The sequence below is a fragment of the Nocardioides sp. J9 genome (assembly GCF_007829375.1).
GTDB lineage: Bacteria > Actinomycetota > Actinomycetes > Propionibacteriales > Nocardioidaceae > Nocardioides.
In genome coordinates, this window is sequence record NZ_VLJQ01000070.1 from 25,789 (window position 1) to 52,229 (window position 26,441).

The following is a 26,441-nucleotide window of genomic DNA, read 5'->3' on the forward strand; positions in this document are numbered from 1 at the left end:
CAGTCATAGGCGCCCTCCACCTCCCAGCCGCCCGCGCTGCGCCAGCGCAGCAGCCACGCCCGGCCGTCCACCCCGACGACCTGGAAGCGGACGGCCCGGCCGCCGCTGCCCGGCCCGAGCCACCAGGACTCGTTGACCGGCCACGGCCCCGCCCCCGCCCCCCCCCCCCCCCCCCCGGGGGCCCGGGCCCCCCCGGCCCCGCCACGGCTCGCCGGTCACCCGGCCCCGGTCGGTGACCGCGACGACCACCCCGGCCTCGTCGACGACCTCGGCCTCCGGAGCCTCGGCGAAGACCCGGCTCGGCGCCGGCCCGGGCAGCCGGCCCGGCCACGGCCGGTCGACCGGGCGCAGGCCGACCGGTCGCTCGCCCCACGGCACCAGCGCCTGCCGGTCGGCCGGGCCGCGACCGCCCTGCCGGACGGGGACCCGCACGGCGTCGTACCCGACCATGGCCTGGACCCGGGCCACCCCGCGCACGACCTGGTCGTCGGCGCCGCCGCCCCACAGGCCGTCGACGTGGGCGCCGGCCGGCTCGACGGTGTCGGGCAGGAACCGGACCAGGGTCACCGGGGAGGTGATCGTCTCCCCCGTCGACTTGCGGCTGCGCAGCCCGGAGCTCGCCATCCCTGCCTGCAGCTGCCAGTGCACCCGGTCGACGAGGTCGCGCGAGGTGAAGCAGCGCGGGTGCAACCAGGTGCGTGCCGAGACGCCGTCCTCGAACTCGGCCTCGATGCGCACCCCGGTCGCGACGAGCTGGCGCTCGGAGAGGCCGGCGACGAAGCGCTCCGCGGTGGTGCGCACGCTGAAGGTGACCGCCTCCGCGGAGTCGAGAGGAGGCTCGAAGGAGATCTCGCAGGCCAGCTCCGGCGGCGGGGTGCGCGAGGCCAGCCGGGTGACCTCCTCGCCCTGCACCCGGCGCCACACCTCGACGCCGTAGGCGCCGAACCGGTTGCTGACCGAGGCGGGCGAGAGCGCGGCGAAGTCGCCGAGCAGGACCAGGCCCAGCCGGCGCAGCAGGTCGGCCAGCTCGGCCCCCTCGGGGCCGTCGTCGGCGAGCACCGTCACCGGCAGCCCGCGCAGGAACTCCGCCGATCCGCCGGCCGGGACGACCAGGCACCCCTGGGGGTCGGCACGGCGCGCGGCCCGCTCGGCGGCGTACAGGTCGTCGGCGGCACCGAAGCGGCAGTCCCACACCCCGGCGTCGACGAGGTGCTCGGCCAGCACCGCAGCGGCCGCCTCCTCCCCGCCGACTCCCCCGCGCGCGAAGAACCGGCCAGGCGCCGGCAGCGCCATCAGCCCGGGACGCAGCGGCGCGACACCGGGACGCACCTCCTCCACCGCGGCGAGCACCGGCTCGAACCAGCGGGCGTCCCGGTCCGGGCTGGCCGGGAGCAGCACCACGTCGGGGCAGCGGGCCTGGGCGTCGCGGCGACGCTGGCCGCGGCGTACTCCCTCGGCCCGGGCGGTGGCGTTGCAGACGACCACCCGGTTGTTCGCCAGGACGACGGCCGGAGCGGCCACGTCGTGCGGCGGGTCGTCCTCGTCGCGGCCGTCGGCGAGCTCGAGCAGCCCCGCCGTCACCGACCAGTCGGGGCACCACACCACCATGGTCCGCATCAGGCGACCTCGCCGCCCCCGAGCACCACCTCGGCGCGTGCCGGCACCCGCCCGCCACCGCGGACGACGAGCTCCACGTGGCGCTCGCGCAGCCGGCCGCGCCCGGCGCCGATGCCCAGCCACTTGCTCCGCTCGGCGCTCAGCCGCAGCTCGCAACGCGGCCAGTCGCCCTGGACGACGAGCACGCCGGCGCGAGCGCGCAGCCGGGCGTCGAGGATGCTCGCCGACTTGGCGTCGACCTGGCCGGGTGGGCGCAGCACGACCACCTTGAGCACGTCGACGAGGGCGGCGGTGACCTCCAGCCAGTGCTCCCCCGGCGCCGGCACCAGCACGGTGCGGGACAGGTCGATGCCCCACTGGTGGGCGGCCTCGACGCCGAAGTCGTCCCAGCCGGCGAAGCCGACCCACTCCCCGGCCCGGGAGGCGCCCGCGGCCAGGGCCATGCCGAGGCTGGCCGAGTCGACGGCGTAGACGCCGCCGGTGCGCAGCTGGACCAGGCCTTCGAGCACCGGGTGGGTGGGCACGGCGAGCCGGGTCGGGCCTCCCTGGAGCGCCTGGATCCGGCCGCGGAGGTGGTCGACCAGCTCCGCGGCGTCCAGGGACTCGAGGGGGCGGACGCTCACCGGTCCATGTTCGAACATTTGTTCGAACTGCGCAAGTGGACGGTGCCCCCGGCGCTACCTCCGGCGGGCGATCACCTCGACGAGGTCGACCACCCCCAGCACCACGAGCACGACGCCCAGCGGCTGGCCGCGGAACCACCCCCACTCGTGGTCGGGGAGGGTCAGGGCGAGCACCGCGCCGATGGTCACGAGCGCGATCCCGAGGAGGGTCTGCGTGACGGTGGACATGACTCCATCGTCACGCCCGCCACCGCACGGCACATCCGACCCGGGGCTGGACCTCGCGCGAGCGCCCCCGACGAAGGTCGGGGGTCCGCCAACGTCCCGGGGAGCGTCAGCGACGCCCGCGCTTCTCCCGCGGCTGCACCTTGATCTCGATCGGGGTGCCGACGAAGCCGAACTCCTCGCGCAGGCGCCGCTCGATGAACCGTTCGTAGCCCTGGTCGAGCTTGCCGGTGGTGAACAGCTTGAACACCGGCGGCGCGGTCGAGACCTGGCTGCCGAACAGGATGCGCGGCTGCTTGCCGCCGCGCACCGGGTGCGGGTGCTCGGCGACGACACGCCCGAGGAAGGAGTTGAGGGCACCGGTCGAGACGCGGGTCTCCCACCCCTCGATGGCGCGGTGCAGCGCCGGGACGATCCGGTCGATGTGCCAGCCGGTGCGCGCAGTGATGTTGATCCGCGGCGCCCACTGGACCTGCACGAGGTCGCGCTCGATCTCGCGGTCGAGGTAGTAGCGGCGCTCGGCGTCGACGAGGTCCCACTTGTTGAAGGCGATGACGAGCGCCTTGCCGGCCTCGCGCACCTCCTGCAGGATCCGCAGGTCCTGCTCGGCGATGGACTCGTTGCCGGCGAGCACCAGCACGCACACCTCGGCCCGCTCGATGGCGGTGGAGGTGCGCAGCCAGGCGTAGTACTCGTGGCCCGAGGCCTCCTTGACCCGCTTGCGGATGCCGGCGGTGTCGATGAAGCGCCAGGTCTCGCCGCCGAGCTCGACGAGCTCGTCGACCGGGTCGACGGTGGTGCCGGCGACGTTGTCGACGACGACCCGGTCCTCGCCGGCGAGCTGGTTGAGCAGCGAGGACTTGCCGACGTTCGGGCGTCCGACGATGGCGATCCGTCGGGGACCGCCGATCTCCTCCTCGGCCAGCTCCGGCGCCTCGGGCAGCACGGCGAGCACGGCGTCGAGCAGGTCGCCGGAGCCGCGCCCGTGCAGGGCGGAGACCGGGAACGGCTCGCCGAGGCCGAGGTTCCACAGGCCGAAGGCCTCGGCCTCGGCGCGCTCGTCGTCGACCTTGTTGGCGGCCAGCACGACCGGCTTGCCGGACTTGCGCAGCACCCGCACGACCGCCTCGTCGGCGTCGGTGATGCCGACGGCGGCGTCGACGACGAACAGCACGGCGTCGGCCAGGCCGACGGCGATCTCGGCCTGCGCCTTGATCATCGCGGCCATGCCGCGGGCGTCGGGGTCCCAGCCGCCGGTGTCGACGACGGTGAACGCGCGACCGTTCCACTCCGCGTCGTACGACACCCGGTCACGGGTCACGCCGGGGACGTCCTCGACGACCGCCTCGCGGCGGCCGAGGATGCGGTTGACCAGGGTCGACTTGCCGACGTTCGGCCGGCCGACGACGGCCAGGACCGGGACCACCCCGGTCGGGGCAGCTTCACTCATCACGATCTCCTTGCGGGAGCGGGCCCGGCAGGCTCCGCCCCGTCTCCTCGAGCGCGTCGGCGAGCCCGCTGCGCATGTGTGCGCGCAGGGCAGCCGACGTCAGGCGTACATGATCCCTCGTCCGGGGCCACGACACCGCATCGACGGGCATCGGGCGCCCCACCACGACGTCGAGGCGGGCGCCGCGCGGCGGCAGCGAGCTGCTCGTGCCGCCCGGTTCGCGGGTGCCGAGGAACGTCAGCGGTACGACGGGCGCGCCGGTCACCAGCGCCAGGTAGGCCGCGCCGCTGCGGATGGTCGTCAGGTCCCCCGGGCCGCGGGTGCCCTCGGGGAACACGCCGACCGCGCGGCCCTCCCGGAGCACCCGCACCGCGGTGCGCACCGCCGCCGGGTCGGCGTTGGTCCGGTCGAGCGGGATCTGCCCGGAGCGGCGCAGGAACCAGCCGAGGGCGCCGTCGAACATCTCGAGCTTGGTCAGCGCGTGCACCGGTCGCGGGGCGAAGATCGCCATCAGCGGGCCGTCGACGAAGCCGACGTGGTTGCCGGCCACGACGACCGGCCCCTCGGCCGGGAACCGTTCGGGGTGGTGCACCCGCACGTCGTACCACCGCCGGATGAGCCAGCGGGCCGGCGGGCGACCACGCTCGAGCAGGCGGTGGGACGGTGCCGCGACCCGGTCCGAGCGCGGCGCCAGCAGGTGCGCGCTCACACGCGCTCCATCACCAGGCCCACCACCGTGTCGATGACCTCCTCGAGGGTCAGGTCGGTGGAGTCGACGTGCACGGCTCCCTCGACCATGGTCAGCGGCGCCACGGCGCGGCCGGAGTCGATCTGGTCGCGGGCGAGCAGCGAGGCCTCGGTGGCCGCGACGTCGGCGCCACCGTTCTCGAGCGCACGGCGGGCGGCGCGGGCGGCCGGGTCGGCGGTCAGGTAGACCTTGACCTCGGCGTCGGGGCAGACCACCGATCCGATGTCGCGGCCCTCGACCACGATGCCGCCGGCGCCGACGATCTCGCGCTGCAGCTCGACCAGCCGGGTGCGGACCTCCGGCACGGCACTGACCGGCGAGACCGCGCCGTTGACCTCGTCACTGCGGATCTCGACCGACACGTCGGTGCCGTCGACGGCGATAGTCGGGCCGGCCGGGTCGGTGCCGGACTCGATGACCGGGGCCTGGGCGTGCGCGGCGACGGCGGTCGCGTCGTGGACGTCGACGCCGTTGCGCAGCATCCACCACGTCATCGCGCGGTACTGCGCGCCGGTGTCGAGGTAGCGCAGGCCGAGCCGCTGGGCGACGCCGCGGCAGGTGCTCGACTTGCCGGAGCCGGAGGTCCCGTCGACGGCCACCACCACGTTCATCGGGACATCGCTGCGCTCGGTCACGGCCGAAGACTACCGGTGGGTCTCCCAGCCCCTCGACTCGAGCGCCGCCCGCAGCTGCTCGGCGTGGTCGGCGACCACGTCGAGCTCGACGAGGCCGACCGGACGGCCCGGGTCGTGGTCGATGCGCACGTCCTCGATGTTGACGCCGCTGGCGCCGGCGTCGGCGAACAGGCGGGCGAGCTCGCCCGGGTGGTCCGGCACGGAGACCCGCACGGCCTCCATCGGCTCCGGTGCCGCACCGTGCTTGCCGGGGATGGCACGGGTGCCGGCCTGGCCGTAGCCGAGCAGGGACTCGAGGCCGACCCGGTCACCGGCTGCGACGGCCTCGAGGACCAGGTCCAGCCGGGCGCGGACCTCGGTGAGCAGGGCCGCGACCTCGCGGGCGTTGCCGCCGATGATCTGGCTGTAGAGGCGCGGGTCGCCGCCCGCCACCCGGGTGACGTCGCGCACGCCGGTGCCGGAGAGCGCGAGGTGCTCCGGCGGTGCGGCGGCGAGCGTGCCGGCGACGAGCGAGGCCATCAGGTGCGGGACGTGGGACGTGCGCGCCACCGCGCGGTCGTGCTCGACCGGGTTGAGCTGCACCGGGACCGCGCCGCAGAGGCGCACGAGCGCGTCCACGACCCGGGTCGCCCGTGGGGAGGCACCGGGGCCGGGCGTGACCGCCCACGGGCGCCCGTCGAAGAGCGCGGCGCTGGCGGTCAGCGGGCCGGAGTACTCGGTGCTCACCGCCGGGTGGGCGGCCACGGCGTCGAGCGGGGGCGCCTTCACGCTGCCGACGTCGGTGACGACGGTGTCGGGGCCGGCGGAGTCGAGCGCGGCGGCGATCGCGGGGCCCAGCGCGTCGGGCGGTACGGCGACCACGACCAGCTGCGGCACGTCGTCCGGCGTGCGGGCGCGGCCGGCGCCGAGCCCGGTGGCGGTGCGCAGGTGGTCGGGCGCGGTGTCGGTCAGCAGCACCTCGAGTCCCGCGCGGCGGCAGGCCAGCGCGATCGACGTACCGATGAGGCCGGTGCCGACGATCTCGACCGGACCCGTCAGCACGCTCGACCCATCCACGCGGGCAAGGTTAGGCGATCACGATCCGGCCCCCGCGCCCGGCTGGTAGGAGCCGAACGACCAGTGGTTGCCCTCCGGGTCCCGCACGCTGCCGCCCCGGCCGCCGTAGTCCTGGTCGACCACGGGCCGCTCCACGGTGGCCCCCGCCGCGACGGCGGCGTCCACGACCGCGTCGGGGTCGTCGGTGACCACGTAGACCGCGCTCGAGCCCGGCGGCTGCAGCGGGCTGTCGTCACGGACCGATCCGAACATCAGCCCGCCCCCGCCGGGCCACAGCCACTCCGCGTGCACGACCGCGCCGGTCTCGTCGCGGTGGGTCGCGTGCTCGACGAACCCGACGGCGCACAGCCAGTCGAGCATCGCGGCGACGTCGCGGTACTGCACAGCCGGCCACATCCGGACCGCAGCGGCGAGGGTGCTGGTGTCAGTGCTGGTGTCAGGGGTGCTCGATGTGCTCATGCCCCGAGCCTGCCGCGCCGGCCTCCCCGCGGTCTTGGACGAACGGGAACTCCTCGCGCAGCCAGGTGGTCGGCGTGCACCCCGTCAGGGCTCGCCACTCCCGGGCGAGGTGCGCCTGGTCGGCGTACCCGCAGGTGGCGGCGACCTCAGCCAGCGGTCGGTGGCCCAGCAGGCCCCGGGTGTGCTGCAGCCGGGCCACCCGCTGGAAGTCCTTCGGCGCCAGCCCGGTCTCGGCGCGCACCAGCGTGCCGAGGCGGCGCCGGCTGTAGCCGACCTCGTCGGCCACCTCCGCCACCCGCCGGCCCGCGGTGAGCCGGGCCAGGGCGTGGGCGACCTCCGCGCGGGGCGCGGCGTCTCCCCCGCCGGCAGCGAGGTCGGCGAGGCAGCGGTCGACCAGCGCGACCCGCGTGCGCCAGTCGGGTACGGCGTGCAGCCGCTCCGGCAGGGCCCGCAGCGGTGCGGGGACGGCCGCCTCGTCGAGGTCGGTCAGCGCCCCGGCCAGGTCGGCCGCGGGGCGGCCGAGCAGGACGCGGGCGCCCTCGACGGTGAGGGCCAGCTGGACACCGCGCTGGCTGCCGCCGTGGTGCACCAGCGCCGGCCGGGCGTGCAACCCGGACAGGGACGAGGCCGCGCCGTGGAGGCTGTCCGGCTGCCCGGCCCACGCGACCCGCAGCGGCTCGTCGAGCGGCAGCACGAGGGTGAGGGTGGTCGAGGGCAGCCCGCGGTGCACGCCGGGCGCGCCGAACACGACGTCGTAGGGGACCCGCGCCGCGACGTGGCGTCGCAGCGCCGGCGGGACCGGCGGGACCGGGATCACCCGACCCACGGTAGGTCTAGAGGCCGACCAGCTCCAGCAGCTGGCCGAGCTCGTCGTCGCTGAGCTCGCGGAGCCTGCCGCTGCCGAGGGTGCCGAGCTCGACGGGACCGAACCTCGTGCGGCTGAGCCGGCGCACCGGGTGGCCGACCTGGTCGAGCAGCCGGCGCACGATGCGGTTGCGGCCCTCGTGGATGACCAGCTCGATGATCGACTTCTCCGCAGCGGTGTCGATCACCCGGGCGCGGCGCACCTCGACCGGGCCGTCCTCGAGGGTCACCCCGGCGAGCAGGTCGGCGACGGTGCCCTTCGCGATCCGGCCGGCGACCTCGGCGACGTAGGTCTTCTCCACCTCGAACGACGGGTGCGCCATCCGGTGGGCGAAGTCGCCGTCGTTGGTCAGCAGCAGCAGGCCGGAGGTGTCGGTGTCGAGCCGACCCACGTGGAAGAGCCGCTCGGGTCGGGCGCCCACGAGGTCGGTGAGGGTGCGCCGGCCCTGCGGGTCGGACATGGTCGAGACCACGCCGCGGGGCTTGTTGAGCACCAGGTAGACGTGCTCGGACACCGGCGGCAGCCGCTTGCCGGACACCTTGATCACGGCGGTGCGCGGGTCGACCTTGGTGCCGAGGCGGGTGACGACCTCGCCGTCCACCTCGACCTCGCCCTCGAGCATCAGCTCCTCGCAGCGGCGCCGCGAGGCGACGCCGGACTGGGCGAGCAGCTTCTGCAGCCGGATCAGGCCGTCGTCGTCGACGGCGATCTCACGCGCCATCGGCGGGCTCCCCGGTCTCGGTGCTGGCGGTGGGCCCGGTGCTGGCGGTGGGCTCGGGCGGCGCCGGGGGCGCGAGCTCCTCCTCGACCTCGGCGAGCTCGGGCAGGTGGGGCGCGAGGTCCGGCAGCTCGTCGAGGGAGACGATGCCGATCCGCTCGAGGAAGTACGACGTCGTGCGGTAGAGCGTCGCGCCGTGCTCGCCGTCCTGGCCGGCCTCCTCGACCAGGCCGCGGTTGATGAGGGTGCGCATCACGCCGTCGACGTTGACGCCACGCACCGCGGACACCCGGGCCCGCGACACCGGCTGCTGGTAGGCGACGACGGCGAGGGTCTCGAGCGCGGCCTGGGTGAGCCGGGCCTGCTGGCCCTCGAGCACGAAGCCCTCGACGACCGAGGCGTACTCGTCGCGGGTGTAGTAGCGCCAGCCGCCGGCGACGTTGCGCAGCTCGAAGCCGCGCCCCTGCTCGTCGTACTCGGCGGCGAGCGCGGCCAGCGCGTCGCGGACCTCCGGGGCGGGGTAGCCGACAGCCGTGGCCAGCGCGATCTCGTCGAGCGGCTGGTCGGCGACCATCAGCACCGCCTCGAGCGACGGGCGCAGCTCGGCGACCGGGACGGGCAGTGCCTCCTCGGTCGGCGACTCCCCCGGCGGGGCGGTCTGCTCACTCATCGGTCTTCTCCTCAGCGGGCGCCTCGGCCGGCGCCCCGTCGAACTCGTCGGTGATCAGGTCGTCCACGTCGACCGCCTCGTCGCCGGTCCACCGCACGGTGAGCTCACCGAGCGGGGTGACCTGGTCGAACGCCACCGCCCCCTCCCGGAACAGCTCCAGCAGGGACAGGAAGCGGGCGACCGTGGTCAGGGTGTCGGGCGAGTCGCCGCACAGGGCCCGGAAGGTCATCGTCCCACTCCGGCGCAGCCGGTCCACCACGACCGCCGCCTGCTCGCGCACGCTGACGGTCGGGGCGTGGATGTGGTGCAGGGTCAGCTCGAGCTCCGGTTTGGGCTGCATCGCCCGCGCGGCGAGGGCCGCGAACTGGTCGAGCCCGATCCCGATCAGCACCTCCGGGAGCAGCCCGGCGAAGCGCTCCTCCAGGCCGACGGCGCGCGGGTAGCGGCGCGACTCGGCCTGCAGCCGCCGGTCCAGCTCGGCCGCGACCTGCTTGTAGGCCTTGTACTGCAGCAGCCGGGCGAAGAGCAGGTCGCGCGCCTCGAGCAGCGCGAGGTCCTCCTCGTCCTCCACGTCACCCTGCGGCAGCAGCCGCGCGGCCTTGAGGTCGAGCAGGGTCGCGGCGACGAGCAGGAAGCTCGTCGTCTCCTCGAGGTCGTCGGAGGCCTGCCCGGTGCGGGGCAGGTCCTTGACGTAGGCGATGAACTCGTCGGTGACCTTCGCCAGGGCGATCTCGGTGACGTCGAGCTTGTGCTTCGAGATCAGGCTCAGCAGCAGGTCGAAGGGGCCCTCGAAGTTCTCGAGGCGGACCGCGAAGCCCTTCGACCCACCGGCCTCCTCGTCGGGGAGGGTCCCGGCATCCTCACTCACGACTCACGCAGGCGCCTGACGAGGGCCGAGTCCTCCCCTTCCGCCTCCAGCTCGGCCAGCACCAGGTGCAGCGCCTCGCGGACCAGGCGGCCCCGGTCGACGGCGAGGCCGTACTCGCCGCGCAGGGTCAGGCGGGCCTGCTCGAGCTCCATCAGCTCCTGGGAGGTGATGTAGACCGTGATCTTCTCGTCGTGCCGGACCCGGCCGCTGGGCCCCTTCGGCTGCTGCTTCGGGGGGTCGTTCGGCGGGTCCGGGACGGCCCGGACGGCGGGCTCGGGGGCGGTGGGGCGGAAGAGGTCGTCGGCGGCGGGCAGGCTCACACGTCGAGACAACGGACCGCCACCTCCTTCGCGAGCTGGCGGTAGGCCTCGGCGCCGCTGGAGCCGGAGGCGTACGACGTGATCGGCTCGCCGGCCACCGTCGAGTCGGAGAACTTCACGGTGCGGCGGATGACCGTGTGGAAGACCTTGTCGCCCCAGGCCTGCACCAGCCGCTCGAGCACCTCGCGGCCGTGCAGGGTGCGGCCGTCGAACATGGTGCCGAGGACGCCGTCGACCTCCAGGCCGGGGTTGAGGCGCTGCTTGACCTTGTCGATGGTCGCCTTGAGCAGCGCGACGCCGCGCAGCGCGAAGTACTCGCACTCCAGCGGCACGATCACGCCGTGCGAGGCGGTCAGCGCGTTCACCGTCAGCAGGCCGAGCGAGGGCTGGCAGTCGATGAGGATGACGTCGTACTCGGCGATCGCCGGGGCGAGCACGCGCTGCAGCGTCTGCTCTCGAGCGACCTCGTGCACCAGCTGCACCTCGGCGGCGGACAGGTCGATGTTGGACGGCAGCAGGTCCATGCCGGGCACGCCGGAGGGCACGACGACCTCGTCGAGCGTGGTCTCCGGGTCCATCAGCAGGTTGTAGACCGTCATGTCCATGTCGTGCGGGTTGAGGCCCAGGCCGACGGACAGCGAGCCCTGCGGGTCGAAGTCGACGAGCAGCACCTTGCGGCCGTACTCGGCCAGCGCGGCGCCCAGGTTGATGGTGGTGGTGGTCTTGCCGACGCCACCCTTCTGGTTGCACATCGAGATCACGCGGGCGTTCCCGTGCGTGGCCACCGGCCGCGGCTCCGGCAGGAACGGCATCGGCCGTCCGGTCGGGCCGATCTCGGTCGAGGGCGTCTCGGGGACGCGGACCTCGGGAGTGGGGAACTGCAGCGTCATGGCGTCCTCCGTGCCGAGCGGCACCTCGACGTCCGCCTGCTGCTGCGGCGGCGCCGGGACGGGCGCGCGCGGCGGCATGTCGGGTGCACTGGAGCTTGCGTAGGTACCGACCATCGCCCTCACCTTGTCGTGGAAAGTTGCGGGCTCCTTCCCCAGAGCCCGGGACTCCTCCATCCAACAATGTCGACACGGCGACATTCGGGAGGCGCGCCGACGGGCGCTGGATCTCCCCCGGCTCAGCCCCCGAGGCGGCGCATCGCCTCGGTCCGCACGACGGCCTCGCCGGCCTCGTCGGACGCGGCCAGGTCGACCACGGCCTCGACGACCCAGTCGTGGTGCCCCTCGGGGTCGTGGAGGGTCTGCGCGACCCGCCACCGGCCCGCGGCGTGGGCCTTGTCGACGGCGAGGAGCGAGGGTCCCCGGGCGTCGGCGTCGGTGAGCAGCCGCTCGTGCTCGTCGTAGTAGTCCTCGAGCGCGGCGTCCCACGCCTGCTCGGTCATCTCCGAGCCCTCGGGCTCGAGGCCCGCGAGGGCGGGCACGTCGTCGCGGGCGATGAGCTCGACCCGGCGCCACATCGCGTTGCGCACCATGACGTCGAAGACCCGGCCCTGCTGGCTGAGCGGGCGCGGCGGGGGCGGCGGCTCGTGGTGGCTGACGGTGCTCGGCGCGTGCGTGGGGTCGGCGAGCGCCTCCCACTCGTCGAGCAGCGAGGAGTCGACCTGGCGCACCGTCTCCCCCAGCCACTCGACGAGCAGCTCCAGCTCGTCGGTGCGGTACGACGCCGGCACGGTCTGCCGCAGCGCCCGGTAGGCGTCGGTGAGGTAGCGCAGCACGAGGCCCTCCGACCGGGCGACCTGGTAGCGGGAGACCAGGTCGGTGAACCCCATCCCCTGCTCCCACATCTCCCGCACCACCGACTTCGGCGCGAGTGCGTCGGGAGCGAGCCACGGGTGCCGCTCGCGGTAGGTCTCGAAGAGCGGCTCGAGCAGGTCGGCGAGCGGCTCGGGCCAGGTGATGTCCTCGACGAGGGCCATCCGCTCGTCGTACTCCACGCCGTCGGCCTTGAGCGCCGCGATCGCCTCGCCGCGGGCGGCGTGCCGCTGGGCGAGCAGGACCGGCCGGGGCGCCTCGAGGGTGGCCTCGACGACCGAGACCACGTCGAGCACGAAGTCGGGGCTGTCGGGGTCGAGCACGTCGAGGACCGCGAGCGCGAAGTGGGACAACGGCTGGTTGAGCGCGAAGTCCTCCGGCAACGCCTCGGTGAGCACGTAGCGGCGGCCGAAGGCGTCCGGCTCGTCGAGCCGGGTGACCACCTCGGAGGCGACCAGGCTGCGCGCCAGGCGCACCGCACGCTTGGCCAGGCGCAGCTGCGAGCGGCGATCCTCGTGGTTGTCCGTCAGCAGCCGGCGCAGCACCGGGAACGCGTCCTCCTCGCGGGAGAGCACGTTGACGAGCATCGCGTTGTCGACCTTCATCTGCGACTTCAGCGCCTCGGGACGGCCCTCGACGAGCTTGGTGAAGGTCTGCTCGGTCCACACGACGGTGCCGGCGGGCGGCTTCTTCAGCTGCGCCTTCGACCCGCGCTTCGCCCGCTTCTCCTCGGACATCGCAGCGTTCTTCGCGGCGGCCTTGGCCTTGGCCTTCTCGTTCTCGATGACGTGCTCGGGCGCCTGGACGACGACGTAGCCGGCGGTGTCGAAGCCCGCCCGGCCGGCCCGTCCGGCGATCTGGAGGAACTCGCGGGTGCGCAGCACGCGCTGCCGGCTGCCGTCGTACTTGGCCAGCCCGGTGAAGAGCACGGTCCGGATCGGGACGTTGATGCCGACGCCGAGGGTGTCGGTGCCGCAGATGACGGTGAGCAGCCCGGCCTGGGCGAGCTGCTCCACCAGGCGGCGGTAGCGCGGCAGCATCCCGGCGTGGTGGACGCCGATCCCCTGCCGCAGCAGCTTGCTGAGGGTCTTGCCGAAGCCGGCAGCGAAGCGGACACCCGCGACCCGCTCGGCGATCTGCTCCTTGCGCTCCTTCGGCMGCCCGGCCTTGACGTCGAGCCGGTTCGGGCCGCTGAGCAGCGACACGGCGTGCTCGACGGCGGCGGCCTGGGTGAAGTGCACGACGTAGACCGGCCCCTGGCCGGTGGTGACGAGCTCCTCGAGCTTCTCCTGCAGCGGGTCCAGCGACCACGTGAAGTCGAGCGGCACCGGCCGCTCGGCCTGGTCGACGACCGTGGTGTCGCGTCCGTTGCGGCGGGTCAGGTCGGCGGCGAGGTCGGTGACGTCGCCCAGGGTGGCCGACATCAGCAGGAATTGCGCCTGCGGCAGCTCGATCAGCGGCACCTGCCACGCCCAGCCGCGCCCGGGCTCGCCGTAGAAGTGGAACTCGTCCATCACGACCATGCCGACGTCGGCGCTCGCACCCTCGCGCAGCGCGATGTTGGCGAGCACCTCGGCGGTGCAGCAGATGATCGGGGCGTCGGCGTTGACCGCGACGTCACCGGTCAGCATGCCGACGTCGGCGGCGCCGAAGACGTCGACGAGGTCGAAGAACTTCTCGCTCACCAGCGCCTTGATGGGCGCTGTGTAGAAGGTGACCCGGTCGTCGGCGAGCGCCGCCATCGCCGCCGCCATCGCGACCAGCGACTTGCCGGACCCGGTCGGCGTGGCGAGCACGACGTTGTCGCCGGCCAGCAGGGAGAGGATCGCCTCCTCCTGGTGGTCGTAGAGCGTCAGGCCGCGCTCCTCGGCGTACGCGAGGATCCGGTCGTACGCCTCGTCCTGGGCGTCAGGCATCGCGGGCCCTGGGGTGTGCGGTCGCGAAGACCTCGCGCAGGTTGTCGACGGTGACGAGGGTGTAGACCTGCGTCGTCGTCACCGACGCGTGGCCGAGCAGCTCCTGCACGACGCGGACGTCGGCGCCGCCGTCGAGCAGGTGGGTCGCGAACGAGTGGCGCAGGGTGTGCGGGGAGACGTCACGGGTGACCCCGGCCCGCTCGGCGGCCTTGACGAGGACCGCCCACGCGGACTGGCGCGAGAGCCGCCCGCCGCGGGAGTTGAGGAACAGCGCCGGCGTGGCCCTCGCGACCAGCGCAGGGCGGCCGCGGACGAGGTACGCCGACAGCGCCTCGCGGGCGAACGAGCCGACCGGGACCAGCCGCTCCTTGCCGCCCTTGCCGCGCAGCAGCACGGTGTGGTCGTCGTCGAGGCCGGACACGTCGTCGACGTCGAGGCCGACGGCCTCGGAGATGCGGGCGCCGGTGCCGTAGAGGACCTCGAGCAGGGCGCGGTCGCGCAGCGCCAGCGGGGTGCCGGCGGCGCCGGCGGCGTCGAGGATCGCCTCGACCTCGGAGAGCGGCAGCGCCTTGGGCAGCCGCTTGGCCGGGGTGGGCGGCTTGACCGCGGCGGCCGGGTCGAGGCGGGCGAGGCCGTCGGCGACGGCGAACTTGTGGAAGCCGCGGACCGCGACGACGGTGCGCGCGGCCGAGGACGCGCTGAGCGGCGGGTGGTCCGCGTCGCCCTCACGCAGCCGGACGAGGAAGTCGGTGACCGTCGCCTCGGTGACCCGGTCGAGGTCGTCGATGCCGGCCTGCGCGAGGTGCTCGCGGTAGCGGCGCAGGTCGCGCCGGTAGGAGCTCAGCGTGTTGGCCGCCAGGCCCTTCTCGACCGTCAGGTGGTCCAGGTAGGTCCGGACCGCGCGGTCCACCGCACCTGCACCACTCACGCCGTCAGGCTATCCCCCGGGCCCGACGCGGCCTCGGCTGGCGTCAGGCGAGCACCTCGTCGAGGGCGACGGCGTCGATGCCGACCGCCTCGCCCACCGGTGCGTTGGTGAGGCTGCCCGCGTGGGTGTTGAGGCCGAGGGCCAGGCTGGTGTCGGCGCGACAGGCCTCGAGCCAGCCGCGGTCGGCGAGCGCCGTGACGTAGGGCAGGGTGGCGTTGGTGAGCGCGTACGTCGAGGTGTTCGGCACCGCGCCGGGCATGTTCGCGACGCAGTAGAACGTCGAGCCGTGCACCTGGAAGGTCGGGTCCGCGTGCGTCGTGGGCCGGGTGTCCTCGAAGCAGCCGCCCTGGTCGACGGCGATGTCGACGAGCACGGACCCGGGCTTCATCTGCGCCACCAGGTCGTTGGTCACCAGCTTGGGTGCCGCCGCACCGGGGATCAGCACCGCGCCGATGACCAGGTCGGCCTCGGTGACCTGCTGCTGGATCGCGAGCCTCGAGCTGGCCAGGCCGTGCACCCGGTTGTTGTAGCGCCAGAACGACATCCGCAGCTTGTCGAGGTCGGTGTCGAGCAGGGTCACGTCAGCGCCCATGCCGAGCGCGATGTTGGCGGCGTTCTGGCCGGCGACCCCGGCGCCGATGATGACGACCTTGGCGTTGGCGACGCCGCCGACGCCGCCCATCAGCACGCCGCGGCCACCCTGGGCCTTCGTCAGCGCGTGCGCGCCGACCTGCGGGGCGAGGCAACCGGCGACCTCCGACATCGGGTAGAGCAGCGGCAGCGCTCCGGAGGGCAGCTGGACGGTCTCGTAGGCGATCGCGGTCACCTTGCGCTGCAGCAGCTCCTCGGTCAGCGCCTTGTCGGCGGCCAGGTGGAGGTAGGTGAAGAGGGTCTGGCCCTCCCGCATCCGGTGGTACTCCTCGGCGACGGGCTCCTTGACCTTGAGCACCATCTCCGCGCACTCCCAGACCTCGTCGGCCGAGCCGAGGATCCGGGCACCCGCCTCGACGTAGTCGTCGTCGGTGATGGACGACCCGACGCCGGCACCGGCCTCGACGACGACCTCGTGGCCGTGGGCCACCAGCTCGTGCACGCCGATCGGCGTGATCGCCACCCGGTACTCGTGGTTCTTCACTTCCCTGGGGACTCCGACACGCATGGTGCATTGTCGAAGATCCTGTGGACGCCCCGCTAGGGGCGCGGGCGAATTTTCGGCGCCCTGCTCGTGCAGCGCGGTCGGGGCGTCAGCCGGCGTCGCGGTCCCGGCGCACACGGCAGGCGAGCACGGCCTGCACGACCGGGCCGTCGGCCACCCGGCCGTCGAGCACCGCGTCGACGAGCTCCTCGAAGGGCACCCAGACCTCCTCGAGGTCGGCCTCTTCGTGGCGGAGCACGAAGTCACCCCGGTCGGCCGGCGAGAGGACCTCGGCGAGGTAGTAGTGGATCCGCTCGGCGGAGTAGCCGGGCGAGCTGAACGTCGAGAGCAGGTGGGTCCAGCGCTCGGCCTGGAGCGCGGCCTCCTCACGCAGCTCGCGGCGCGCGACCGCCTCCGGGTCCTCCCCGGGCTCGTCGATCACGCCGGCGGGCAGCTCGACCAGGCGCGCCTGCGCCGGGTGGCGGTACTGCTTGAGGCACAGCACGCGGTCCTGGTCGTCGACGGCCAGCACGACCGCGGCACCGGGGTGCTCGACCACGAGGCGGCGGAACGCCTCCTCGTCGTGGTCCCCCGGTCGTCGTACCTGGTCGGAGCGGAGGGCGAGCACCCAGCCGTCCCGGTGGAGGTCGGCCGAGGACTCGACCGGCCAGGACTCGGGGACGTCCGCGACGCCGCTCACCGCGGGCGCCTCACTCGTCGACGAACTCGGGGTGCAGGCCCGACTCGTCGATCTCGAGGCGGGTCTCCCGCTGCCGCGCGATGGCGGCACCGACCAGCCCGGCGAAGAGCGGGTGCGGGCGCGTCGGCCGCGAGCGCAGCTCGGGGTGCGCCTGGGTGCCGATGTAGTAGGGGTGCACCTCGCGCGGGAGCTCCACGAACTCGACGAGGTCGAGGTCGGGGTTGATGCCGGAGAAGACCAGGCCCGCCTTCTCGAGGCGGTCGCGGTAGGAGTTGTTGACCTCGTAGCGGTGCCGGTGCCGCTCCTCGATGAGGTCGGCGCCGTACACCTCGGCCGCGATCGAGCCGTCGGCGAGCTTGGCCGGGTAGAGGCCCAGGCGCATCGTGCCGCCCAGGTCGCCCTCGCCCTCGACGATGTCCTTCTGCTCCTCCATCGTGGCGATGACGGGCTCGGGGGTGTTCACGTCGAACTCGGTGGACCCGGCGCGGGCGAGCCCGAGCTCGGTGCGGGCGTACTCGATGACCATGCACTGCAGGCCCAGGCACAGGCCGAGCGTCGGGATGCCGTGGGTGCGGGTGTAGGTCAGCGCGCCGAGCTTGCCCTCGAGGCCGCGGATGCCGAAGCCGCCGGGCACGCACACGGCGTCGACGTCGGCGAGCTGCTTCGCGGCGCCGGCCGGGGTCTCGCAGTCGTCGGAGGCGACCCAGCGCAGGTTGACCTTGGCCTCGTGGGCGAAGCCGCCGGCGCGCAGCGCCTCGGCGACGGAGAGGTAGGCGTCGTGCAGGTCGATGTACTTGCCGACCAGCGCGATGGTCACCTCCTCCTTCGGGTGGTGCACCCGGCGGAGCAGGTCGTCCCAGATGCTCCAGTCGACGTCGCGGAAGGGCAGGTTGAGCCGGCGCACGACGTAGGCGTCGAGGCCCTCGCGGTGCAGCACCTTCGGGATGTCGTAGATCGAGGGCGCGTCGGCCGCGGTGACCACGGCCTCCTGGTCCACGTCGCACATCAGCGCGATCTTGCGCTTGATGCCCTCGGGCAGCTCGCGGTCGGCGCGGCACACGATCGCGTCGGGCTGGATGCCGACCTGGCGCAGCGCGGCGACGGAGTGCTGGGTGGGCTTGGTCTTCAGCTCGCCGGACGGCCCGATGTAGGGCACCAGCGAGACGTGCAGGAAGAAGCAGTTGTCGCGGCCGATGTCGTGGCGCACCTGGCGGGCGGCCTCGAGGAAGGGCAGCGACTCGATGTCGCCGACCGTGCCGCCGATCTCGGTGATCACGATGTCGACCGCGTCGGCACCGGTGCCGCGGCCCATGGCCAGGATCCGGTCCTTGATCTCGTCGGTGATGTGCGGGATCACCTGGACGGTGTCACCGAGGTACTCGCCCTTGCGCTCCTTGGCGATGACCGACGAGTAGACCTGCCCGGTCGTCACGTTGGCGATCTGGTTGAGGTCGGTGTCGAGGAAGCGCTCGTAGTGCCCGATGTCGAGGTCGGTCTCGGCGCCGTCGTTGGTGACGAAGACCTCGCCGTGCTGGAACGGGTTCATCGTGCCCGGGTCGACGTTCAGGTACGGGTCGAGCTTCTGCATCGTGACCCGGAGGCCGCGCGAGCGCAGCAGCCGGCCGAGGCTCGAGGCCGTCAGGCCCTTGCCGAGAGAGGAGGCGACGCCCCCGGTGACGAAGAGGTGTTTTGCCTGCTTACCGGGCGCCATGTTCACGGGATTCCATCCTACGTGGTGATTGCTCAGCCTGCACGCCGGCGCGCCACGTCGAGAAGCTCACGTGCGTGCGCGAGGGCGGTGTCGGACTCCGAGAGCCCGGCCAGCATCCGCGACAGCTCCCGCTCGCGGCCCGCGTCGTCGAGCGTGACCAGGCCGGACGTGGTGACGGTGCCGTCGCTGGCCTTCTCGACCAGGACGTGCCGGTCCGCGAAGGCCGCGACCTGCGGCAGGTGCGTGACGACCAGCACCTGGGCGTCCTCGGCCAGCTTCGCCAGCCGGCGGCCGRTCTCGACCGCCGCCGCGCCGCCGACCCCCGAGTCGACCTCGTCGAAGACGAAGGTCGGGACGGGGCTGGTGCCGGCGAGGCAGACCTCCACGGCGAGCATCACCCGGGACAGCTCACCGCCCGAGGCGCCCTTGTGCAGCGGGCGTGGCTCGGAGCCGGTGTTGGCGGCGAGCAGGAACTCGACGTCGTCGAGGCCGCTGCGGCCGAACCGGATCCACCGGTCCCCCACCTGCACCACGTCGGCGGGAGGCCGGGTGGGGTCCGCGGGGGCGTCGACCGCGCGCGGGGTGACCCGGACGGTGACGGCGGCGTGCGGCATCGCGAGCAGGGTGAGCTCCTCGGTGACCGCGGCGGAGAGCTGCTCCGCGGCGGCGACCCGCGCCTTGCTGAGCGCGGCACCGGCGGTGGCGAGCTCCGTCCGCAGCCGGGCCGAGCGGTCGGTCAGCTCCTGGATCCGCTCGTCGGTCGAGTCGAGGTCGAGCAGCCGCTTGGACGCGGTCTCGGCCCAGGCGAGCACCTCGTCGACGGTCTCGCCGTACTTCCGGGTGAGCGCGATGAGCGCCGCGCGCCGCTCGGACACGGCGGCGAGGCGGGCCGGGTCGGTGTCGACGCCGGAGGCGTACGACGCCACGTCGGCCGCGACGTCGGTGAGGAGGTAGCTCACCTCGGCGACCCGGTCCGCGAGCGCCCCGGCCTCGGGGTCGTGGTCGCGAACGCCCTCCAGCAGCCCGCGGGCGGCCGCGACGGCCCCGAGCGCGTCGGGCGACCCGTGCTCGCTGGAGAGCGCCTCCCGGGCCTGCTCGGCAGCGCTGCGCAGCGTGTCGGCGTGGCCCAGGCGGGCCTCCTCGGCGGCGAGCTCGGCGTCCTCACCGGGCTGCGGGTTCACCGCCTCGACCTCGTCCACGCCGAAGCGCAGGACGTCGGCCTCCCGGGCGCGCTCCCGTGCACTCGCCGTGACGTCGGCGAGCTCCTGCTCGGTGGCGACCAGCTCGTCGTGGACGGCGAGGTACGCCCGGTGCAGCTCCTCGAGGGCGCCGAAGCGGTCGAGGGCGAGGCGCTGGGTCTGGGGCTTGAGCAGCCGGTGCTGGTCGGACTGGCCGTGCACGGCGACGAGCGGCTCGGCGATCGACGCCAGGGTCGACACCGGGACCGCCGCTCCCCCGGCGAAGGCCCGTGAGCGCCCCTCGGCGCTGACGTTGCGGGCGAGCACGATCGCGTCGTCCTCGACCTCACCGCCCGCCTCCTCGACCGCGGCCGCGAGGCCTGGCGCAGCGGAGGCGCTGATGAGGCCCTCGACCCGGGCCTGGCGGGCACCGGCGCGCACGGCGCCGCTGTCGGCCCGCCCGCCCAGCAGCAGGCCGAGCGCGGTCACGACCATGGTCTTGCCGGCACCGGTCTCACCGGTGATGACGGTCAGTCCCGGACCCAGCTCGAGCACCGAGGCGTCGATGACGCCCAGCTGGCTGATCCGCAGCTCCTCGATCACGGCAGCTCCCCCTGGGCGCGCGCCTGCCGGCGCAGCTCCGCCGCACCGCGCCACCCCTCGACGGACAGTCCGAACTTCGCCACCAGCCGGTCGGTGAACGGCGCCTCGTGCAGCCGGACCAGGCGGACCGGGCGCAGCCCGCGGCTGACCTCGATCCGGGCGCCGGGCGGCAGGTCGACGCTGCGGCGCCCGTCGCACCACAGCACCCCCGAGCTCTCGGCTCCCTGCAGCACCTCGATCGCGATGACCGAGGACGGCGCCACGACCATCGGCCGGGCGAAGAGTGCGTGGGCGCTGAGCGGCACGATGCACAGCGCCTCGACCTGCGGCCACACGATGGGACCGCCGGCGCTGAAGTTGTAGGCCGTGGACCCGGTCGGGGTGGCGCAGACGACGCCGTCGCACCCCCAGCGCGACAGCGGGCGGCTGTCGACCTCGACGACCACCTCGAGCATCCGCTCGCGCGACGCCTTCTCGACGCTGGCCTCGTTGACGGCGAAGGTGCTGTAGACGAGCTCGCCGCCGACGAAGGCCCGCACGTCCAGGGTGAGCCGGTCCTCGGTGGTGTAGCGCTGGTGCACGATCGCGTCGATGGTCGCCGCGACGTCCTCATGCTCGGCCTCGGCGAGGAAGCCGACGTGGCCGAGGTTGACGCCGAGCACCGGGGTCAACCGGGTGTGGGTGACCTCGGCGGCGCGCAGGATGCTGCCGTCGCCGCCGATGACGACGGTCAGCTCGCAGCCACGGCTCGCGTCGGTCTCGGAGTCGGTGAGCTCGACGGCAGGGTCGAACGCCTGCGGGTCGAGCTCGAGGTCCTCGGCCTCGGAGCGCATCAGCCGCACGGCGATGCCGTGGCCGGTGAGCTCCTTGACGAACGCCCGGGCGACCTCGCGGGCCTCGGGCCGCCGGGTGTGGGCGAGCACCAGGACGCGGCGCGGCGTGTCCGTGGTCGCGGGGATCGTCATGGGCCCACCTTCTCATCCGGTCCCGACGTGCCCCGCCGGACGACCGCGGCGACGGCCTCGTCGTCCACAGCCGGGGGGCCGTGGCGCAGCCACAGGAAGAACTCCACGTTGCCGGACGGTCCGGGCAGGGGGCTCACCGTGACCGCCCGGGCTCCCCAGCCGCGCTCGGCGGCCGCGTGCGCCACGGTCAGCACCGTCTCCACCCACAGCTCGGGGTCGCGGACCACGCCGCCCTTGCCGAGCCGGTCCTTGCCGACCTCGAACTGCGGCTTGACCATCAGGGCGAGATCGCCGTCCTCGCGGGTGACGCCGAGCAGGGCGTCCAGGACGAGGGTGAGCGAGATGAAGGAGAGGTCGCCGACGACGAGGTCCACGGGGCCCCCGACCTGCTCGGCGGTCAGCGTGCGCACGTTCGTGCGGTCGTGGACCTGCACCCGTTCGTGCTGCTGCAGGGACCAGTCCAGCTGGCCGTAGCCGACGTCGACCGCGACCACCTCGCCCGCGCCGGCGCGCAGCAGCACGTCGGTGAAGCCGCCGGTGGACGCACCGGCGTCGAGGCAGCGTCGACCCTCGACGACGAGCCCTTGCGGGCCGAAGGCCGCGAGCGCACCGAGGAGCTTGTGCGCTCCCCGGGACACGTAGTCCGGGCCGTGCTCACCTTCGAGCACCACGATGGCGACGTCGGTGGTGACACCGGTGGCCGGCTTGGTCGCCACGACGCCGGACACCTTGACCCGGCGGTCGGCGATCAGCTGGGCGGCCTTCTCGCGGGACGGCGCGAGCCCGCGCCGCACCAGCTCGGCGTCCAGCCGCAGTCGGCGCGGGGGCACTAGGCCGGGGAGGCGACGCCGGGGGACGGCGGGTTGTCGAGGGTGTGCCGGAGGCCGGCGTGGGCCTCCTCGAAGACCGCTGCGTGCTCCTCGAGGGGCCGGTCGTCCAGCCCCGCGACCAGGTCGAGCACACGGTCGACGGCCTCGATGCCGGTCGGTGTGGGCGCCGGAACGGGTACCTCGGTCATGCCGCGAGGCTACCGCGCCGCCGACGTCGGCGCGGGGAGCCCTGCCGCGGTGATGTCGACCACCGCGCCGGTGTCGTCGAGGTGCTGCCAGGCGGCCGCGGCGGCCACCCGCCACGCGTCGTCCGGGTCCTGCTCGGCACTGCCACCGTCGAGCGCCTCGACCTCGAGCCGGCCGTCCACGACCCGGGCGCGCCAGCCCCCGAGGCCCCAGTCCCGCCCGTCGGGCTCCGGTGCCGGGTGCGCCCGGTCGAGGCCGGCCAGGTCGCCCGCGAGGTAGCTCGGGCGCAGCGCCGGCGGCGCGGCGACCAGCTCGGCGAGCCCGGTCACCCCGGTGAGCACGAGCAGCGAGTCGAGCCCGGCGTTGCGGGCGCCCTCGATGTCGGTGTCCAGCCGGTCGCCCACCATCAGCGGACGCTCGCCGCCGACCCGGCGCACCGTCTCGTCCAGCAGCGGCCGCGCCGGCTTGCCGGCCACCACCGGCGTCACCCCCGTGAACCGGGACAGCATGTCGACCAGGACGCCGTGCCCCGGCGCGGTGCCGAAGGCAGTGGGGATGGTCTGGTCGGTGTTGCTCGCGATCCACGGGAGGCCGTCGCGCACCCGCACGGCGACCCGCATCACCTCCTTCCACGCGACGTCGGGGCCGTAGCCGGTGACCACACCGACGGCGTCGTCGTAGGCACCGACCGGCTCCAGCCCGGCCTCGACCAGCGAGCTGCGCAGGCCCTCGGCGCCCAGGCCGACGACCCGCGCGCCCTCACCCCACTGCTCCCGCGCCAGCCGGGAGGCGGCCTGGGCGCTGGTGACGACGTCACCGGCGTCCGCCTCGACCCCCAGCTCGACGAGGTGGTCCGCGACCACCCGGGGCGATCGGGACGCGTTGTTGGTGATGAAGGCGACCCGCATCCCGGCCTGCCGCGCCACGGCGATCGCCGCCGCCGCGCCCGGCACGGCTTCGCTGCCGATGTAGACGACGCCGTCGAGGTCGAGCATGGCGAGGTCGTAGGCGGCGGTCAGGGACTGCGACGAAGTGAGCAACACGGCTCCACCTTGCCAGCCCCTGCCTCGCACCGCTCCGTAGGATCTCCGGGTGGACGCAGCAGCACTGGTGACTCCCCCGTACGTCGCGGGTCCGCTGCGCCTCCTGCCCTTCCGCGGGCTCATGCTCAGCCCGGGTCGGGTCGGCAACCCGACCACGGGGCGCGCCTTCGCCCGGCCCTACAAGGACGTCTCGAACCGCCTGGTGCGCTGGCAGGCCCGCGGCTTCGTCGAGCGTGACGAGGAGCCGGCGCTCTACCTGCACGAGTACACCTCCGCCGGGATCACGGTGCGGGGGCTGGTCGGCGCGCTCGACGTCTCCCGCCGTGCGACCCGCCCCGAGGACCGCGCCGTGCTCCCCCACGAGGGCATCCACCCGGCCCAGGCCGACGACCTGGCCGACCGGATGGCCGAGATGGAGCTGAACCCGGCACCCATCCTGCTCGTGCACCGCGCGACGGAGCGGCTCCGCGACCTGCTGAGCGAGGTGACCCGGGGCGGGACCTTTCGCGAGTTCACCGACCGCGGTGAGCAGCAGCACCGGATCTGGGCGATCCGTGACGCCGCGAGCCTCGCTGTCGTGGCCGAGGAGCTCGCCGACAGCCAGGCCCTCATCGCCGACGGCCACCACCGCTACGCCGCCTACCTCCGCCTGCAGCGCCGGCGCGCTGGCGAGGGCGCCCAGCCGGCTGCCACCGACTACGGGCTCGCGATGCTCGTCGACCAGGACTCGACGCCCCTCTTCCTCGGACCGATCCACCGCACGCTGGTCGGCACCTCGCTGGAGGACCTCCGCGACGCCGTGCAGAGTGTCGGCCTCGGCTACGAGGAGCACCCGCAGGGCGAGGCGGTGGCCGCGCTCTGCGCGACCCGGCTGGCGGCCACCGACGGCGAGCGCTGGGCGGTCGTCGACCTCGGGGCCGACCCGCACCAGGCCGCGGTCGAGACCCTGCACCGGCGGATCGTGCCGGCGCTCCCACACGGACCGAGCTCACTGGCCTACCACCACAGCGTCGACGAGGCGCTGGCGTCGGCACGCCCCGACGCCGTGGCCGTGCTGATGCCCGCTCCGTCGGTGGACGTCGTGCTCGAGGTCGCAGCGGCGGACCGCCTGCTGCCGGAGAAGGCGACGTCCTTCCAGCCCAAGCCGAGCCTGGGCGTGCTGATCAGGTCGCTGCGCGACGAACCGTACGGCACGAGCTGACCTCCACCTCGACCCGCGACATCGTGCGCTCGCCCGCCCGGTAGAACCGGCGGCGCAGCGCTCCCTCCACCTCCACCTCGTCACCGGGGCGCCAGCGGGCCATCGTGCGGCGGGTCCGCGCGGACCACGCGGCGAGGTCCACCAGGTCCACCGAGGACGACCGCCGGCCCGACGGCAGCACCCGCACCTTGTCGCGCGCCACCGAGATCCGGCAGACGCACAGCTCGTCCCCGCTCGGCAGCGTCCGCTGCTCCGGGACTGCCGAGATCCTGCCGACCAGGCGCACCGAGTTCACGTCGGTCGCCTCCTCCACCTTCGTCTCCATCTGTCTCCTCCACTCGTTCGGGTGAGAACAGGCTCCGACGCAGCGCCGACACCACCGGCCGGCCGACGGGGACGCTGTGGACGACGAGCCGCGGGACGGCTCCTGTGGAGGGTGGGCGGACAAAATCGGTGCGCCCGGGACGCCGATGCCGGCCAGAAATACCCCAAAACCACCGAAGGGCCAGCACGATGTGCTGGCCCTTCGGCGAATGTTTGTCCGGCGGCGTCCTACTCTCCCACATCCTCTCGGTTGCAGTACCATCGGCGCTGGCAGGCTTAACTTCCGGGTTCGGGATGGGACCGGGTGTTTCCCTGCCGCTATGGCCGCCGTAACTCTATGAACCCCTGTTCGGGCCGTCGGACCGGTGCCATCCAGGTTCCGATTGCTCGGGCTGGTGGTGGGTGGTCCGTCCCTGGTGGGGGTTGGATCTTGTTAGTGGACGCGTGCGGTGTGTTGCCCCTGTTTGGAATCCACGTGTCAGGCACGTGTTGTTGGAGTGTGTTGGGGGTTTGTTGTGGCAAGTCTTCGGCCTATTAGTACCGGTCGGCTGGGCATTGCTGCTGTACACCTCCGGCCTATCAACCCAGTGTTCTGCTGGGGGCCTTAACCCACAAGGGGTGGGAAACCTCATCTTGAAACGTGCTTCCCGCTTAGATGCGTTCAGCGGTTATCACTTCCGAACGTAGCCAACCAGCCCTGCACCTGGCGGTACAACTGGCACACCAGAGGTTCGTCCATCCCGGTCCTCTCGTACTAGGGACAGCCTTTCTCAAGTTTCCTACGCGCGCGGCGGATAGGGACCGAACTGTCTCACGACGTTCTAAACCCAGCTCGCGTGCCGCTTTAATGGGCGAACAGCCCAACCCTTGGGACCTACTCCAGCCCCAGGATGCGACGAGCCGACATCGAGGTGCCAAACCATCCCGTCGATATGGACTCTTGGGGAAGATCAGCCTGTTATCCCCGGGGTACCTTTTATCCGTTGAGCGACGACCCTTCCACTCGGAGTCGCCGGATCACTAGTTCCGACTTTCGTCCCTGCTCGACATGTCTGTCTCACAGTCAAGCTCCCTTGTGCACTTACACTCGAAACCTGATTGCCAACCAGGCTGAGGGAACCTTTGAGCGCCTCCGTTACATTTTGGGAGGCAACCGCCCCAGTTAAACTACCCATCAGGCACTGTCCCTGAACCAGATCATGGCCCTAGGTTAGACATCTAGTACGACCAGAGTGGTATTTCAACGATGACTCCACCCCAACTGGCGTCGAGGCTTCACAGTCTCCCACCTATCCTACACAAGCCGAACCAAACACCAATGCCAAACTATAGTAAAGGTCCCGGGGTCTTTCCGTCCTGCCGCGCGTAACGAGCATCTTTACTCGTAGTGCAATTTCGCCGAGTCCATGGTTGAGACAGTAGGAAAGTCGTTACTCCATTCGTGCAGGTCGGAACTTACCCGACAAGGAATTTCGCTACCTTAGGATGGTTATAGTTACCACCGCCGTTTACTGGGGCTTAAATTCTGAGCTTCGACTTGCGTCTAACCCGTCCTCTTAMCCTTCCAGCACCGGGCAGGAGTCAGTCCGTATACATCGTCTTGCAACTTCGCACGGACCTGTGTTTTTAGTAAACAGTCGCTTTCCCCTGGTCTCTGCGGCCCTTCCCGCTCACCCAGCAAGTGGGGTCACGTTCCGGGCCCCCCTT

26 protein-coding genes and 2 rRNA genes are annotated in these 26,441 nt (G+C 73.1%); 1 reads left to right on the plus strand and 27 read right to left on the minus strand.

The genetic code is table 11. The features are described 5' to 3' along the window. Positions 1-3 precede the first annotated feature (3 nt). The 24 genes from L615_RS10845 to L615_RS10955 form a co-directional block, all read right to left on the minus strand. Positions 4-1,617, minus strand: a complete 1,614-nt coding sequence (locus L615_RS10845) for a DNA polymerase Y family protein (RefSeq protein WP_261376636.1) — start codon at positions 1,615-1,617, stop codon at positions 4-6. Beyond that, positions 1,617-2,240 carry a hypothetical protein gene (locus tag L615_RS10850; protein ID WP_145725083.1) on the minus strand — a complete coding sequence of 208 codons (624 nt, stop codon included), beginning with the start codon at positions 2,238-2,240 and terminating at the stop codon, positions 1,617-1,619. Before L615_RS10850 ends, L615_RS10845 begins: the two co-directional genes overlap by 1 nt. A 54-nt stretch (positions 2,241-2,294) precedes the next feature. Further along, a complete protein-coding gene (locus L615_RS23275) occupies positions 2,295-2,468 on the minus strand; it encodes a hypothetical protein (RefSeq protein ID WP_157514819.1) in 174 nt (57 codons plus the stop codon). Positions 2,469-2,574: 106 nt separating this feature from the next. Then, the gene (gene der, locus L615_RS10855) at positions 2,575-3,915 is read right to left on the minus strand and encodes a ribosome biogenesis GTPase Der (RefSeq protein WP_028655000.1); all 1,341 of its coding nucleotides are present in this window, start codon (positions 3,913-3,915) and stop codon (positions 2,575-2,577) included. Then, positions 3,908-4,624, minus strand: coding sequence for a 1-acyl-sn-glycerol-3-phosphate acyltransferase (locus L615_RS10860; RefSeq protein ID WP_261376637.1), 717 nt, complete (start codon positions 4,622-4,624; stop codon positions 3,908-3,910). The genes der and L615_RS10860 overlap by 8 nt, the downstream gene beginning before the upstream one ends. Next, positions 4,621-5,298 carry a (d)CMP kinase gene (gene cmk, locus L615_RS10865; RefSeq protein ID WP_315897785.1) on the minus strand — a complete coding sequence of 226 codons (678 nt, stop codon included), beginning with the start codon at positions 5,296-5,298 and terminating at the stop codon, positions 4,621-4,623. The genes L615_RS10860 and cmk overlap by 4 nt, the downstream gene beginning before the upstream one ends. 9 nt (positions 5,299-5,307) lie before the next feature. After that, positions 5,308-6,354 (minus strand): prephenate dehydrogenase, encoded by a 1,047-nt coding sequence (locus L615_RS10870; protein ID WP_261376638.1) that lies wholly within the window; start codon positions 6,352-6,354, stop codon positions 5,308-5,310. An 18-nt stretch (positions 6,355-6,372) separates the two neighbouring features. Further along, positions 6,373-6,813 carry a VOC family protein gene (locus tag L615_RS10875; RefSeq protein ID WP_222430524.1) on the minus strand — a complete coding sequence of 147 codons (441 nt, stop codon included), beginning with the start codon at positions 6,811-6,813 and terminating at the stop codon, positions 6,373-6,375. Further along, positions 6,791-7,630, minus strand: coding sequence for an AraC family transcriptional regulator (locus tag L615_RS10880; RefSeq protein WP_232221707.1), 840 nt, complete (start codon positions 7,628-7,630; stop codon positions 6,791-6,793). Before L615_RS10880 ends, L615_RS10875 begins: the two co-directional genes overlap by 23 nt. 16 nt (positions 7,631-7,646) lie before the next feature. After that, entirely contained in the window at positions 7,647-8,399 is a 753-nt protein-coding gene (locus L615_RS10885; RefSeq protein ID WP_028655005.1) for a pseudouridine synthase, read from the minus strand. Next, on the minus strand, positions 8,389-9,066 hold the full coding sequence (scpB, locus tag L615_RS10890; RefSeq protein ID WP_145725084.1) for an SMC-Scp complex subunit ScpB: 678 nt from the start codon (positions 9,064-9,066) through the stop codon (positions 8,389-8,391). Before scpB ends, L615_RS10885 begins: the two co-directional genes overlap by 11 nt. Beyond that, positions 9,059-9,934, minus strand: coding sequence for a ScpA family protein (locus L615_RS10895; protein ID WP_028655006.1), 876 nt, complete (start codon positions 9,932-9,934; stop codon positions 9,059-9,061). The genes scpB and L615_RS10895 overlap by 8 nt, the downstream gene beginning before the upstream one ends. Then, on the minus strand, positions 9,931-10,266 hold the full coding sequence (locus L615_RS10900; protein ID WP_028655007.1) for a hypothetical protein: 336 nt from the start codon (positions 10,264-10,266) through the stop codon (positions 9,931-9,933). The genes L615_RS10895 and L615_RS10900 overlap by 4 nt, the downstream gene beginning before the upstream one ends. Then, the gene (locus tag L615_RS10905) at positions 10,251-11,144 is read right to left on the minus strand and encodes a ParA family protein (RefSeq protein WP_051485583.1); all 894 of its coding nucleotides are present in this window, start codon (positions 11,142-11,144) and stop codon (positions 10,251-10,253) included. The genes L615_RS10900 and L615_RS10905 overlap by 16 nt, the downstream gene beginning before the upstream one ends. Before the next feature lie 236 nt (positions 11,145-11,380). Then, on the minus strand, positions 11,381-13,930 hold the full coding sequence (locus L615_RS10910) for an RNA helicase (RefSeq protein ID WP_145725085.1): 2,550 nt from the start codon (positions 13,928-13,930) through the stop codon (positions 11,381-11,383). Next, on the minus strand, positions 13,923-14,858 hold the full coding sequence (gene xerD / locus L615_RS10915; protein WP_028655010.1) for a site-specific tyrosine recombinase XerD: 936 nt from the start codon (positions 14,856-14,858) through the stop codon (positions 13,923-13,925). The genes L615_RS10910 and xerD overlap by 8 nt, the downstream gene beginning before the upstream one ends. Before the next feature lie 43 nt (positions 14,859-14,901). After that, the gene (ald, locus tag L615_RS10920) at positions 14,902-16,017 is read right to left on the minus strand and encodes an alanine dehydrogenase (protein WP_145725086.1); all 1,116 of its coding nucleotides are present in this window, start codon (positions 16,015-16,017) and stop codon (positions 14,902-14,904) included. Between the two features lie 85 nt (positions 16,018-16,102). Next, complete coding sequence (locus L615_RS10925) at positions 16,103-16,693, minus strand: NUDIX domain-containing protein (protein ID WP_145725087.1); 591 nt, start codon at positions 16,691-16,693, stop codon at positions 16,103-16,105. Positions 16,694-16,703: 10 nt separating this feature from the next. Next, positions 16,704-18,404: a CTP synthase gene (locus L615_RS10930; RefSeq protein ID WP_028655013.1), complete on the minus strand. Its 1,701-nt coding sequence runs from the start codon at positions 18,402-18,404 to the stop codon at positions 16,704-16,706. 32 nt (positions 18,405-18,436) lie between these two features. After that, positions 18,437-20,185, minus strand: coding sequence for a DNA repair protein RecN (recN, locus tag L615_RS10935; protein WP_145725088.1), 1,749 nt, complete (start codon positions 20,183-20,185; stop codon positions 18,437-18,439). Beyond that, positions 20,182-21,150 (minus strand): NAD kinase, encoded by a 969-nt coding sequence (locus tag L615_RS10940; protein WP_028655015.1) that lies wholly within the window; start codon positions 21,148-21,150, stop codon positions 20,182-20,184. Before L615_RS10940 ends, recN begins: the two co-directional genes overlap by 4 nt. Then, the gene (locus L615_RS10945) at positions 21,147-21,980 is read right to left on the minus strand and encodes a TlyA family RNA methyltransferase (protein ID WP_028655016.1); all 834 of its coding nucleotides are present in this window, start codon (positions 21,978-21,980) and stop codon (positions 21,147-21,149) included. The genes L615_RS10940 and L615_RS10945 overlap by 4 nt, the downstream gene beginning before the upstream one ends. Continuing rightward, positions 21,980-22,168, minus strand: a complete 189-nt coding sequence (locus L615_RS10950) for a hypothetical protein (protein ID WP_145725089.1) — start codon at positions 22,166-22,168, stop codon at positions 21,980-21,982. Before L615_RS10950 ends, L615_RS10945 begins: the two co-directional genes overlap by 1 nt. A gap of 9 nt (positions 22,169-22,177) precedes the next feature. Then, positions 22,178-23,209 carry an HAD-IIA family hydrolase gene (locus L615_RS10955; RefSeq protein ID WP_036517172.1) on the minus strand — a complete coding sequence of 344 codons (1,032 nt, stop codon included), beginning with the start codon at positions 23,207-23,209 and terminating at the stop codon, positions 22,178-22,180. Between the two features lie 49 nt (positions 23,210-23,258). Here L615_RS10955 and L615_RS10960 point away from each other — a divergent pair, with 49 nt between their 5' ends. Next, positions 23,259-24,410 (plus strand): DUF1015 family protein, encoded by a 1,152-nt coding sequence (locus L615_RS10960; protein ID WP_051485577.1) that lies wholly within the window; start codon positions 23,259-23,261, stop codon positions 24,408-24,410. On the opposite strand, the gene L615_RS10965 is transcribed toward L615_RS10960, so the two are convergent. The 3 genes from L615_RS10965 to L615_RS10975 all read right to left on the minus strand — a co-directional run. Further along, on the minus strand, positions 24,373-24,735 hold the full coding sequence (locus tag L615_RS10965; RefSeq protein WP_028655019.1) for a single-stranded DNA-binding protein: 363 nt from the start codon (positions 24,733-24,735) through the stop codon (positions 24,373-24,375). The genes L615_RS10960 and L615_RS10965 overlap by 38 nt on opposite strands. Before the next feature lie 214 nt (positions 24,736-24,949). Next, positions 24,950-25,066, minus strand: a 5S ribosomal RNA gene (rrf, locus tag L615_RS10970). Between the two features lie 182 nt (positions 25,067-25,248). Next, positions 25,249-26,441, minus strand: a 23S ribosomal RNA gene (locus L615_RS10975); the annotation flags it as partial.